The sequence below is a fragment of the Streptomyces sp. NPDC051567 genome, from assembly GCF_044454165.1.
Taxonomy (GTDB): Bacteria; Actinomycetota; Actinomycetes; order Streptomycetales; family Streptomycetaceae; genus Streptomyces.
Map to the genome: position 1 here is coordinate 1 of NZ_JBITDK010000023.1, position 12228 is coordinate 12228.

At 73.1% G+C, this 12228-nt stretch carries 12 protein-coding genes; 8 read left to right on the top strand and 4 right to left on the bottom strand.

Annotated elements, in window-relative coordinates:
* The coding region (locus ACIA5F_RS22900; RefSeq protein WP_399355810.1) for an adenosylhomocysteinase at positions 1 to 381 on the top strand (381 nt) is incomplete at its 5' end.
* 5 nt (positions 382 to 386) lie between these two features.
* Complete coding sequence (locus ACIA5F_RS22905) at positions 387 to 1052, top strand: maleylpyruvate isomerase family mycothiol-dependent enzyme (RefSeq protein ID WP_399355811.1); 666 nt, start codon at positions 387 to 389, stop codon at positions 1050 to 1052.
* A gap of 88 nt (positions 1053 to 1140) precedes the next feature.
* Here ACIA5F_RS22905 and ACIA5F_RS22910 read toward each other — a convergent pair whose 3' ends face one another.
* Positions 1141 to 1884, bottom strand: a complete 744-nt coding sequence (locus tag ACIA5F_RS22910) for a PIG-L deacetylase family protein (protein WP_399355813.1) — start codon at positions 1882 to 1884, stop codon at positions 1141 to 1143.
* A gap of 145 nt (positions 1885 to 2029) precedes the next feature.
* On the opposite strand from ACIA5F_RS22910, the gene asnB reads away from it, so the two are divergent.
* From asnB to ACIA5F_RS22940, 6 genes are all read left to right on the top strand, one after another.
* The gene (asnB, locus tag ACIA5F_RS22915; protein ID WP_399355815.1) at positions 2030 to 3829 is read left to right on the top strand and encodes an asparagine synthase (glutamine-hydrolyzing); all 1800 of its coding nucleotides are present in this window, start codon (positions 2030 to 2032) and stop codon (positions 3827 to 3829) included.
* 42 nt (positions 3830 to 3871) lie between these two features.
* Complete coding sequence (locus tag ACIA5F_RS22920) at positions 3872 to 4846, top strand: PrpF domain-containing protein (RefSeq protein WP_399355817.1); 975 nt, start codon at positions 3872 to 3874, stop codon at positions 4844 to 4846.
* A 135-nt stretch (positions 4847 to 4981) separates the two neighbouring features.
* Positions 4982 to 5719 carry an SDR family oxidoreductase gene (locus tag ACIA5F_RS22925; protein WP_399355819.1) on the top strand — a complete coding sequence of 246 codons (738 nt, stop codon included), beginning with the start codon at positions 4982 to 4984 and terminating at the stop codon, positions 5717 to 5719.
* Positions 5679 to 7328 carry a class I tRNA ligase family protein gene (locus ACIA5F_RS22930; RefSeq protein WP_399355821.1) on the top strand — a complete coding sequence of 550 codons (1650 nt, stop codon included), beginning with the start codon at positions 5679 to 5681 and terminating at the stop codon, positions 7326 to 7328. The genes ACIA5F_RS22925 and ACIA5F_RS22930 overlap by 41 nt, the downstream gene beginning before the upstream one ends.
* 229 nt (positions 7329 to 7557) lie before the next feature.
* Positions 7558 to 8874 (top strand): D-inositol-3-phosphate glycosyltransferase, encoded by a 1317-nt coding sequence (mshA, locus tag ACIA5F_RS22935; protein ID WP_399355942.1) that lies wholly within the window; start codon positions 7558 to 7560, stop codon positions 8872 to 8874.
* A gap of 213 nt (positions 8875 to 9087) precedes the next feature.
* Positions 9088 to 9318 carry a hypothetical protein gene (locus ACIA5F_RS22940; protein WP_399355822.1) on the top strand — a complete coding sequence of 77 codons (231 nt, stop codon included), beginning with the start codon at positions 9088 to 9090 and terminating at the stop codon, positions 9316 to 9318.
* A gap of 152 nt (positions 9319 to 9470) precedes the next feature.
* Here ACIA5F_RS22940 and ACIA5F_RS22945 read toward each other — a convergent pair whose 3' ends face one another.
* From ACIA5F_RS22945 to ACIA5F_RS22955, 3 genes are all read right to left on the bottom strand, one after another.
* Positions 9471 to 10523, bottom strand: a complete 1053-nt coding sequence (locus tag ACIA5F_RS22945; RefSeq protein WP_399355824.1) for a LuxR C-terminal-related transcriptional regulator — start codon at positions 10521 to 10523, stop codon at positions 9471 to 9473.
* A 91-nt stretch (positions 10524 to 10614) separates the two neighbouring features.
* The gene (locus tag ACIA5F_RS22950; protein ID WP_399355826.1) at positions 10615 to 11574 is read right to left on the bottom strand and encodes a LuxR C-terminal-related transcriptional regulator; all 960 of its coding nucleotides are present in this window, start codon (positions 11572 to 11574) and stop codon (positions 10615 to 10617) included.
* Positions 11575 to 11688: 114 nt separating this feature from the next.
* A complete protein-coding gene (locus ACIA5F_RS22955) occupies positions 11689 to 12117 on the bottom strand; it encodes a Fur family transcriptional regulator (RefSeq protein WP_399355828.1) in 429 nt (142 codons plus the stop codon).
* Between the last annotated feature and the right edge of the window lie 111 nt (positions 12118 to 12228).

The window sequence follows — 12228 nt, forward strand, 5'->3', positions numbered from 1 at the left end:
ATGGCGGGTCTCGCGAGGATCGAGGGGATCGTCAAGGACGAGGTCAAGCCGCAGGTCCACACGTGGAAGTTCCCCGACGGCAAGGTCCTCATCGTCCTCTCCGAAGGCCGTCTGCTGAACCTGGGCAACGCGACCGGGCACCCGTCCTTCGTGATGTCGAACTCGTTCGCCGACCAGACCCTGGCCCAGATCGAACTGTTCACCAAGCCCTCGGAGTACCCGACCGGCGTCTACGTGCTCCCCAAGCACCTCGACGAGAAGGTCGCCCGCCTCCACCTCGACGCCCTCGGCGTCCGCCTCACCACACTGCGCCCGGAGCAGGCGTCCTACATCGGCGTCGAGGTCGAGGGTCCGTACAAGCCCGACCACTACCGCTACTGATCCCGATGAGAGCGGTCGACGAGATACGCGATCCCTGGCTCCCGGACCGGTTGCTGCGGACGGAACGTGACGCGTTGATGCCCTTGTTGCGCCGCACGCCCGCCGCCGCGTACGAACTGCGCACCGCCTGTCCGGGCTGGACCGTCCGGCAGGTGCTCGCCCACTGCGCGGCGGCCCTCGTGCGGATCGTGGAAGGGCGACTGGAGGAAGGGGTGTTCCTGCCCGAGGCGAACGCCTGCGACGTCGCCGAGCGCGAGGACTGGCCGCTGCCCCGCATCCTCGACGAGCTGGAGCGCGGCCTCACCGAGGCCGGCCCGCAGATCGCCTCGGGCGACGGCGCGCTGGACGCGGTGGCCCTGGGGGAGTGGGTGCACGCGGGCGACGTCCGCGAGGCGTTCGGGGAGTCGGGGGCGTACGGCGGGGAGAGCCTGCGGCTCGCCCTGCCCCTGCTGCGCACCACCAGCCGCAAGCGGGAGACGCCGCGGCTGGTCGCCGAGATCAACGGGTACACGGGACTGTTCGTCCTGGGGGGCGAGGTCGCGGGACGGCCCGCCGCCCGCTTCCACGGCGACGCGGCCACCCTGGTCCGCCTCTACTCGGGCCGCCCGCTGGTCGCCACCCGCTACGAGCTGACGGGCGCCACGGAAGGGGAACTGCTCATCTACCGGTGACCGGTACCGGTGACCGGTACCGGCGACGGGCGACCGGACACGGCACGGCCCGGCCCGCCGTCCAGAACGGGCCGGGCCGGGCCGGGTTTCAGTCGATCCTCACCACCTGGAAGGCCTCGGCCATCCGCCCCGCGGGCAGTCCCGCAGCTCTCGCGTGTTCCCCCAGCCAGTCCCGGAGCAGCCCCGCCAGGTCGTCGAAGTGGGCCGTCTGCGAGGTGTGGATGCGCAGGGCCTCGACCTTGGTCCCGAAGACGGGGGTGACGTCGATGTACTGGTTCGGGGTGGGGCCGGTCATCAGCCACAGCTCCGGCACGATCCACGGCTCCAGGCCCTCCTCCTTGAGGAGGGAGGCGTGGGCGAAGGGGTTGCGCGCCTCCGGGTAGATCGCGCGGAGGGCGGCGTCGCCGACCGCGCGGTGGTCGGGGTGCAGATCGGCCACCCGGGCCCAGTTGATCTCCGGGCTCGGTATGACGGCGCGCTGCGGGCGGACCTGCCGGATCACCCGGCACAGGTCGCGGCGCAGCTCCACGCTCGGCTCGACGAAGCTGTCGGGGTAGCCGAGGAAGCGCACGTCGTCGACGCCGCTCCGCTTGGCCGAGTGGACCTGCTCGGCCCGCCGGAGGTCTCCCATCGCCTGGCGGGGGAGCTGTTCGTCGTATCCGCCGGCGCCGCCGTCGGTGACGATGCAGTACGTCACCCGGGCCGTGCCCTGGGCGATCCACCGCATGACCGTGCCGCTCACGCAGAACTCGATGTCGTCGGGGTGCGCGGCCACCACCAGCAGGGATTCCGGGGCGCTGCGGTCTGTGGGATCGGTCGCGAAGTGCTGCATGGGGCCAGCCTGTTGTGCGAGGTGGCGTGCCGCAAGGCAACTCCCTTGGCGTATCTGCGCCATGACACTTCTACGCCACCCAAAAATTTGGTAGCTTCAAATTATTGATTCACTCATGTATCCGTGGAATCCGGAGGCACCCGGCATGTGCAGGATTTTCGGCTCCCTCTCGGCCGGAGCGGCCCGGCCCGGCCCGGCCGAGCTCTCGGCCGTCTCGGCACGGCAGCGGCACGGCGGACCCGACGAGCACGCGGTGCTCAGCGGCCCCGGCTGGTCGCTCGGGTGCGACCGGCTGGCCGTCACCGACCCCTGTGGCGGCCGGCAGCCCTACCGGCTGCCCCACCTGCCCGGGATCACCGCCGTGCTCAACGGCGAGATCTACAACCACCGCGCCCTGCGGAGCGAACTCGCCGCCCGCGGCCACCGCTTCCCCGACCTGTGCGACGGCACCCTGCTGCCCGCGCTCTACGCCGAGTACGGCCCGGCCTTCGCCGAGCGGCTCGACGGCATGTTCGCCGTCGCCGTCCTCGACCTCAGGGCCGGCCCCCGGCTCGTCCTCGCCGTCGACCCCATGGGCATGAAGCCCCTCCACCACCACCAGGGCGCGGACGGGTCGTTCCGGTTCGCCTCCGAGATCCCGGCGCTCCTGGCCTTCGAGGGCGTACGGATCGCGCCCCGTACGGACAGCCTCGACACGGTCCTCGCCACCAGGACCCCCTTCTCCACCCGGACCGCCCTGGAAGGCATCAGCGTCCTGCCCCCGGGAGCGACCGCCGTGATCACCCCCGGCACCGGCCCGGCCGTACGGCGCCGTCCGCCCCGGCCCGCCGCCCCGGCGGAAGGCGACCACGACACCCAGGACGTCCTGCGCCGCGAGGTGCGCCGACTCGCCCGGGCCGACGTACCGGTCTGCGCCCTCACCAGCGGCGGCCTCGACTCCGGCCTGGTGACCGCCCTGGCCGCGGAGTACGCGCGCGAGACGGGAGCACCCGCCCCGCACACCTTCCACCTCACCTACCGGGGCAAGTGGCCCCACTCCGAGCACCTGCACGCCCGCGCCGTCGCCCGGCACGCCCGCACCGTCCACCACGAGGTGGCCCTGGAACCGGGCGAGCTGGGCTCCCTGCTGACCCGCGCCACCCGCCACCTCGGCCAGCCGAACGCCGACCCCATCGCCCTGAGCACCTACGCCCTCTTCCGGGCCGTCCGGGAAGCCGGGTTCACCGTCGCCCTCACCGGGGACGGCGCCGACGAACTCTTCGGCGGGTACGCCCGGATAGGGGAGGCGCTGCGCGCGGCCCCCGGCACCGACTGGGCCGCCGCCTACGCCGACGCCCTCTCCGCCGCGCCCCGCATGCTCCGCGCGCACCTCTACACGCCCGCCTACCGCGCCCACATCGCCGAACAGGGCTCGGCCGCCGACCGCGTCCGGCGGGAACTGCGGTCCGCCCGCACCGACCGGCTCACCACGATCACCGCCTTCGAGACCCGCTGGCGGCTGCCCGCCTACCACCTGCGCCGCGTCGACCACCTGAGCATGGCCTCGGCGGTCGAGGCCCGGATGCCGTTCTGCCAGCCCGCGGTCGTCGCACACGCCCGCGCCCTGCCCCCGGCCGCCCGGCACGGCAAACGGGCGCTGTACGGGGCGGCGCGCGAACTGCTGCCCGCGTCCGTGGTCAACCGGCCCAAGCAGCCCTTCACCCTGCCCGTCACCGCGATGCTCACCCCCGGCAGCCCGCTCCTCGACACCGTGCGCGAACTCCTCTCCCCGCAGCGGCTCGCGCGGGGCGGCCAGGTCCGGCCCGACCGGGTGGCGCGCCTGCTCGCCCGGCAACTGGAGCGCCCCTCCGACCAGGACGCGCTCGCCCTCTGGGCGCTGGCCGTCCACGAACTGTGGACCGAGGTCGTCCGAGGGATGCGCATCCCCGTCGGCTGCGCCGCGTGAGCCCGCCGTGCCGGTGAGGACACGGACCCGGACGCGTCTCCCGTGATCGCGACCGTGGTCCGGGCCGCGGGGGCGCCCGGCCCGACCCTGGTGGTGGAGTCGTCCGGCCTGCCCCCCGAGGCCCTCGCCTCCCGGGAGGAACTGAGCGCCCTGCGCGCGGCACTGGCCCGGACCGGCCACGACCGGCTCGCCAAGATCGCCCTGTACGGCCCCTCCCGCACCCCCGGCAGGGACCTGGACTACCGGTTCGTCCAGGCCCTGCCCGACGGCGGCTTCGACTTCCGCACCGGGTGCGGTCACTCCCTCCTGGCCTGCGTGGCCGCCGCCGGCGCGCGGAGCGAGGTGTCGGTGCGCGCCGTCACCACCGGCGACCACGTCCTGTGCACACCGGAACAGCCGCAACAGCCGCAACAGTCGCAACAGCCGCAAGCACCGGGGCAGCCGGAAGAACCGGCCGGGGCGTCCGGCCCCGGGACCGACCGCAGCTACACCCTGCACTTCCTCGGCCCGCCGGACGCACCCGGTGTGCTGCCCACGGGCCGGGCGGTCGACCTGCTCGACGGAGTGCCCGCCTCGCTCGTCCGGTACGGCAACCCGTACGTCTTCGTCGACGCCCACCACCTGGGCCTCCACGGCCGCGACGAGCTCTTCGCCGCCGGGGCACCCGCCCTGGGCCGGCTGCTCGCGCTGCGGGCCCACGCCGCACGGGCGCTCGGGCACCCGCCGCACTCCGCCCTGCCCAAGATCGCCGCGGTCGTCCGCTCCACGACGGGAACCGCCGTCCGGGCCCTCACCGTCGACGGCTGGCACCCCTCCCTCGCCCTCACCGGAGCCACCGCCCTCGCCGCGGCCTCCGTCCTGCCCGGCACGGTCGTGGGCCCCCTCACCGGGGCCGTGGACACCCCCGGCGGCCCCGTCACCGTCTGCGCCTCCCCGGACCGGATCAGCGTCCGCCACAAGCGCGCCACCGTCCTGGGCCGGCTGGAACTGCCGTGGCGTGTCCACGCAACGGCGTGAACGCGCAAGCCTTCCGGCACGCCTCCCGCTTCCCTCCTCTGCCAGGCTGATGCGGACCCCCCGCTCGTTCCCTTCGGTGACGGGGCGTCATGAATTTCGACCACATGCGCATCCAGTGGGGAGACCGAGCGAAGAATGAGATTCGAAAACCTGCGTGTCGTGGTGACCGGCGCCTCGCGCCATTTCGGCCGCGCGCTCGCCATCGGATTCGCCCACCTGGGAGCCGAGGTCTACGTGTCGGCCCGGACCGTGGAGGCGGCCGAACGGACCCGCACCGAAGTCATGGGATCGGCCCGCGACCGCATCCACGCCTTCGGCTGCGACCTGAGCCGCCCCCTGGAGATCAGGGAGTTCGCCCGCCAGGTCGGTGAACGCACCGACCGGATCGACCTCCTGGTCAACAACGGCGCCCGCTGGCTGGACGCGGTGGACCTGGAGGACGCCTCGGACGACGAGATCGTGGAGACGATCGAGTCCACGGCCGGAGGCACGGTCCTGATGGTCAAGCACTTCCTGCCGCTGCTCAGGGCCTCCCAGCGCCCCGACATCGTCAACATGGTCGCCGTACGGGACACCGGAGGCTCCTCCGCGGCGGCGGCGCACGAGGCGTTCTGGACGGCCAAGAGCGCCCAGGCCGGCTTCGCCGACATCCTCGCGCGCCGCCTGAGACCCTCCGGCGTCCGCGTGTTCTCCCTCTACCCGCCCGACTTCTCCACCGCCGACCCGCGGTTCGCGGAATGGGAGGACATGCGGGCGGACGGAACGACGCCCGACGAGAAACTCACGACCCAGGCCCTGTTCGAATGCATCGTCTACGCCGTGGAGCAGCCACGTGACTGCTTCATCCGCTCCTTCCATTTCGAGCCTCGCTGAGCACTTCGCACCACAGCGTCAAGGAGGTCCCATGAGCACCCCTTTCTGGATCACCGCGACCCCGCCCGCCACCCACGGCGAACTCCACATCGGTCATCTCGCGGGACCGTACGTGGCCGCCGACGTCCTCTCCCGGTACCTGCGCGCCGAGGGCGAGTCCGTCCTGTTCACCACCGGTACCGCGGACCACACCAGCTCCGTCCACGTACGCGCCCTGCGCACGGGCCGCAAGCCCGAGGAGGTCGCCGAGGGCTACCGGGCCGCGATCGCCGCGGACTGGCTGCGCTCGGGCATCGAGTTCGACCACGTCGTGCGCCCGCGCCGGGACCGGGGGTACGGCCCCTGGGTGTCGGAACTCTTCCAGCGCCTGCACGCCGAGGGCGTTATCGCCGCCCGCACCCGGCTGCTGCCGTACTGCGAGCCGTGCGAACGCTGGCTGTACGGCGCGCACGTCACCGGCTCCTGCCCGCACTGCGGAGCCGTCAGCGAGGGCGGGATGTGCCACGAGTGCGCCCGGCCCAACGACGGCGGGGACCTCGTCCGGCCGAGCTGCGTCCTGTGCGCCACCCCGGCGCTGCCCCGGCGCTGCCGTCGCCTCTACCTCCCGCTGGAACCCTTCCGTGACACCCTCGCCGACTACTGGGCCGCCACCGGCCTGCCGCCCCGCCTCGCCGCCCTGTGCGAGTCGCTGGTCGAGGACGGCCTGCCGGACGTCGCCGTGTCGCACCCGGCCCGGTGGGGCCTGCCCGTCCCGGTCGACGGCTTCCCCGAGCACCGGATCGACGGATGCTTCGAGGCCGCCGCGATGCACCTCTTCGGGTACGGCGACGACCGGGCCCTGCCGGAACGCACCATCCACTTCTGCGGCTTCGGGCACGCCTTCTGCCACGCGGTGCTGCTGCCCGTGCTCCTGCTCGCCCGGGGCATCAAACTGCCCCAGGAATTCTGTGTCAACGAGTCGTACGTCATCGAGGACCGCGCCATCACCTGCGGCTCGGACCACCAGGTGTGGGCACTGGACCTGCTCACCGAGTACGGCTCCGACACCCTGCGCCGCCACGTCCTGCAGGCCCGCCCGATGGGCCGCCGGACGGTCTTCCACGCCGACGGGCTCGGCGCCGCCCGGCGGGAGCTGGACGAGAGCTGGAACAACTGGCTCTCCCGGCTCTTCACCGCCGTACGCGGGGAGAGCGCCGGCCTGGCCCCGGCCGCGCTGCCCGGGGGCACCGGCTGGGAGGTCCTGGAACGGCGGCTGCTGCGGACGGTGGAGGACCTGCGCGAGGCGTACGGCCCCGACGCCTTCGACCCCCGCCGCTCGGTGGCCCTGCTCGACGAAGTGGTGCGTCTGGTCTCCGACTTCGGCCATGTCAACGCCCACGAGGCGGGCCGCCCCACCACCGCCCCCGGGCACCTGCCGGCCCTGTCGGCCCAGCTGGCGGTGGCCTGCGCCCTCAGCGCCTGGGCCCGGCCGGTGATGCCGGAGGGCGCGGACCGGCTGGCGGCGGCGCTCAAGGCCGAGCCGGGCCGCCCGGTGTCCGCCGCGGCCCTCGTCCCGCCCGTCCCCGACACCAGGCTGGCGCCACCGTCGGGTCCGGTCTTCGGCTTCTGACCCGGGAGCCCGAACCGTGACGGCCAGGAACCCGACCGCCCGGAACCTGACGGCCGCAGGCCCACGGGCTGACGCACCGCGGCGCGACGCACGACAGTGGGCACGACCGGTAAGCACGACCGTAAGACGGCAAGAACCCCCCTTCGCCGCGTAGCCGCGCCGGCCACGCGGCGGGCGCAGGGCACGTGGCCCGTTCCAGTAGGAGCTCCACGTGTCCCTGCGCGTCGCCATGCTCAGCGTCCACACCTCGCCGCTCCACCAGCCCGGCACCGGAGACGCGGGCGGCATGAACGTCTACATGGTCCAGCTCTCCCGGGCCCTGGCCGAACAGGGCGTCGAGGTGGACCTGTTCACCCGCTGCCGCGGCGAGGACCACCCGCCGCTGGTCGACCTCGCCCCCGGGGTGCGGGTCCGCCACCTGCCCGCGGGCCCGCGGGCCGCCCTCTCCAAGGAGGCCATGCCCGGCCTGGTGGTCCCGTTCTCGCTGGCCCTGCTGAAGGAGGACCGGCGCTACGACCTGGTCCACTCCCACTACTGGCTCTCCGGCCAGGCCGGCCGCATCGCCGCCGCCGGCTGGGAGATCCCGCTCGTGCACACCGCGCACACCCTCGCCCGGGTGAAGAACGCGGCCCTCCCCGAGGGCGACGCGCCCGAGCCGGAACTGCGGATACGCGGGGAGTACCAGGTCACGGCCTCCGCGGACCGGCTCATCGCCAACACCGCCGACGAGGCACGGGCGTTGCGGGACCTGTACGCGGCCGCGCCGAGCCGGGTCCAGGTCGTCCGGCCCGGCGTCGACCTGCGGACCTTTTGCCCCGGTGACGGACGCGCGGCGGCCCGGGCCCGGCTCGGCCTGCCCGCCGACGCCTTCCTCCCCGTGTACGCGGGCCGCGTCCAGCCCCTCAAGGGCCCGGACGTGCTGGTCGGCGCCGTCGCCGAACTGCTGCGGGCGGCCCCGGGGCTGAGAAGCCGGCTCCTCGTCCCGGTGGTGGGCGGCCACTCCGGGGCCGGACCGCGCGGCGGAGCCTGGGAACTGGCCCGGACGCTCGGGGTGGCGGACGTGCTGCGCCTCTTCCCGCCCGTACCGCAGGAGCGGCTGGCGGACTGGTACCGGGCGGCGGACGTCCTGGTGGTGCCGTCGCGGAGCGAGTCCTTCGGCCTGGTCGCCCTGGAGGCGCAGGCGTGCGGAACCCCCGTCCTGGCAGCCGCCGTCGGCGGGCTGCCGACCGCGGTGCGCGACGGGGTGACGGGAACCCTGGTGTCCGGACACGACCCGGTGGACTACGCCCGCGAGTTGCGCTGGTTCGCGGAGCACCCCGAGGAGGCCGGGGTCATGGGCGGGGCGGCGGTCCACCACGCGCGGGCCATGAGCTGGCAGGCGGCGGCGGCCCGGACGCTGGAGGTGTACCGGCGGGCGCTGAGCGAGCAGCGACGGGCCGTGGACGCGAATGAGGCAGGAGCGGCGGCACGCTCCTGCCTCTCCGGCGGTTCTCTCCTGGAGGGTCGAGAAGGCCGGAGCTCCACCCTAGCATCTCTTTTGGTCTGACCAAAGATATGGGAGTGTAACAGCTTTATGAACTCCTCCCCGGAGACGGAACATCCACCTCCCTTTGTCGCATCCACGCCATGGCGGGTCCACGCATGGAGAAACTCTGGATTCGCCTTTGGCGCGCGGCAAGAATAGAGATGTCTTCGAGGGAAGCCCGGCGGCACGGGCCCCACGGAGGCGGAATCCACATTCCAACTTCCTGGAGGAATCATGTCCGCTGTGCAGACCACCGGAATGCGCAAGGCCGCCCGCCAGTTCACCCTCGCCCTCCTGCTCTGCACCGCGGTGGCGGGAGGCGCGGCGGTGGTCGCGGCCCCGGCGTCCAGCGCGGCACAGCACTCGGTGGCGAACGGGGCCGACGTTCCGGCCCCGCCGGCCCCGGCGCCCACCCCGACCCCCACCCCGTCCAACGGAAACGGCTGGGATTCCACCAAGCCGTAGTACGGACCCGGTGACTCCGTCCGGGCCGATCGGCCCGGACGGCCCAGAAACGGCCCCGCGATTGCCCTCCCCAGGTGATCGCGGGGCTTTTCCACGCGTATTTCCCCCGCCTCCGGCGCTGTTCCGTGATCCGTGGCGCGGAACGCGAAAGGTCAGTCGAGCCACCCGAGCCGGTAGGCGCGCACCCCGGCCTCGAAACGGCTCGACGCCCCCAGTTCCTGCATCAGTTCGGACAGCATGCGGCTCACCGTCCGCAACGACACCCCGAGACTGCGGGCGATCTTCTCGTCCTTCATCCCGGAGGCCAGCATCTTGAGGGCCGCCCGCTGCTGTTCGGAGAGCCCGTCCCCGCCGCGCTCGGGCGAGACGTCGTCCCCGTACGGGGTGGCGGTGTGCCAGCAGTGCTCGTACAGCGCCAGATAGGAGCGGACGAGCGCGGGGCCCCGGGCCAGGATCGCGCCGGCGGCCCGGTCCTGCGGATGGACGGGGAGCACGGCGAACTGCTGGTCAGCGATGATCATGTTCATGGGGACGGCGGGGGAGAGCCGGATCTCGACACCCGCCTCGACCCGGCGCCGCAGCATCTCCGCCGCCTCGGGCACGGCGCTGATGCGCTGGTGGTAGATGGCGCGGATGCGCACCCCGTTGTCGAGCTGGCGCAGGTCCCGGCTGAGCACCCGGTCCGCGACCTCCCGGACCAGGGCCGTCACGTGCATCGACGCGAGGTCGTGCTGAATGACGTCCGTGATGTCCTCCAGCACCTGCTGGATGCGCCGGTAGTCGTCGAGGACCTCCACCTCCACCTCGGAACCGCTCAGCGAACCGGGCCGCAGGAACCTCCCGACCAGGGTCTCCAGCGTGCTGTAGGCGCGGTCGGACTCGTCCAGGTGCTCGCGCAGCCGCTCACGCTCCCGTTGCAGCATCCGCAGCAGGGCGATCTCGGGGTCCACCACGGCGACCGTGTCCGGCCCCGACTCCCAGGTGCCCGCCTGGAGATCGGCGCGCGTGGCGTGCGTGGTGCCGGTCGGCACGATGAGGCCCAGGGAGATCAGCTCGCCGCGCCGCCGTTCGTACTCCTCCGGAGGTAACTCCATCTCCTGGAAGACCTGGTCGAAATCGGATACCCCGCGCAGGCGCAGTTCCTGGTAGAGGGCGAGAACCCGGTCGGCCGACCGGGTACCGTCCCTGCCGTCGTCCGTCGACATCGCGAAGTAACCCCCTCATCATACGAACCACCCGTCACACCTTGTCACAGGCCGGTACGGGAACCCCAGCCCCCTGCGGCCCTGGTACGTGCTACTCGGGCTCCCGCGACGTGGGTACCGACGTGGGCACCTTCGCGTCCAGCCAGCCCAGCCGGGCCGCCCTGACCCCCGCCTCGAAACGGCTCGCCGCCCCCAGCTCCTGCATGATCTCCGAGAGGAGACGGCTCGCCGTGCGCAGGGAGACCCCCAGGTTCCGGGCGATCTGCTCGTCCTTGATCCCCGAGGCGAGCATGTGGAGGGCGGCCTGCTGCTGTTCGGAGAGTCCGTCGCCGCCCTGCCCGGCGGAGCTCTCCTCGCCGTACGGGGTGGCGCACTGCCAGCAGTACTCGTACAGCGCGAGGTACGAGCGGACCAGCGCGGTCCCCTTCGCGACGATGGCGCCCGCGGCGCTCTCGTGGGGGTCGGTGAGGAGCAGGGCGAAGTTCTCGTCCGCGAGGAACATGTTCATCGGGACCACGGGGGACAGCCGTATCTCCACGCCCAGTTCGGCCCGTTCCCGCAGGTGCCGGGCCATGTCCGGCACGGAGGCCGTGCGGCGGCCGTACATCGCGCGGACCGTCACCCCGCGGGCGAGCTGGCGCCGGTCGTCCTCCAGGGTCTGCCGGGTCTCCTCGTGGCTCACCGCGCCGGTGTGCATCGTCCGGCGGCTGTGCGCCAGGGCCGCCGAGGCCGCGGACCGCTCCCGCCGCACCCAGCCCGGGTCGGTCACGATCTCGACCCCGACCTCCGGCCGGGGAACGGCGCCGGCCCGCAGGAACGGTCCGGCCAGGATCTCCAGGGTGTCGTGGATGCGCCCGGTCTCGGCCAACCGGTTCCGCAGGCCGGTCCGTTCGGACCGGAGCAGTTCCAGCAGGGCCACGCCGGGCTCGACGACGGCCGCCCGGCCCGCGGGGTCGTCCGCCCCGCCGAGCAGGCCGAGCGCGGACAACTCGGCCAGGCAGCCCCCGCGTTCCTCGGCCGAGAGCCCGAGGGAGGCGGCGGCCTGCTCCACGCCGGACTCCGGGCGCGCGCGAAGTTCGAGATAGAGCGCGAGGGAGTGGTCACCGCCCGCTCCCGCGCCGGTCCCGTACCTGCTCAGAGCGCAGCACCCCCTCCGGTTTCGGCCTCAGCCCCCTGCCGTACCCAGGCAGTTGGGGCACAAGCCCTTGAACACTACCTCCGCCTGCCCCATTCGCCACTCCGAAAGACCTGCGCCGATCGGTTCCGGCGCCACGGTCTCCACGTTCTCCACCCGGCCGCAGCGCAGGCACAGCGCGTGCTGGTGCGGCGCACCGGAGATCTCGAAGACGGCCGGGAGGCCGGGCCGGTCGAACTTCGTGGCCAGACCGGTTTCGAGGAAGTGCCGCAGCATCTCATACACGGCCTGGCTTGTCAGGGTGCCGAGGCGCTCGCGCGCGGTCGTGGTGATGGCCTCGACGTCCATGTGACCGCCCGCCGTCAGCACCTGGAGCACCTCCAGGCGGGGTCCCGTCACCCGCAGCCCCACGTCACGGAGGCGCTGGATCACCGCCTCGCGGCCCGTCGACTCCTCCACGACAGCCACTCCTCGCCACCCTCCGCCAGCCGGGTCCGCCATCTGGTCAGCCCAAAGGTTTGTGGGCATCGTACCTCTTGCCCCTCCCGTTCGGCGGGGCAAAGGCGGCGG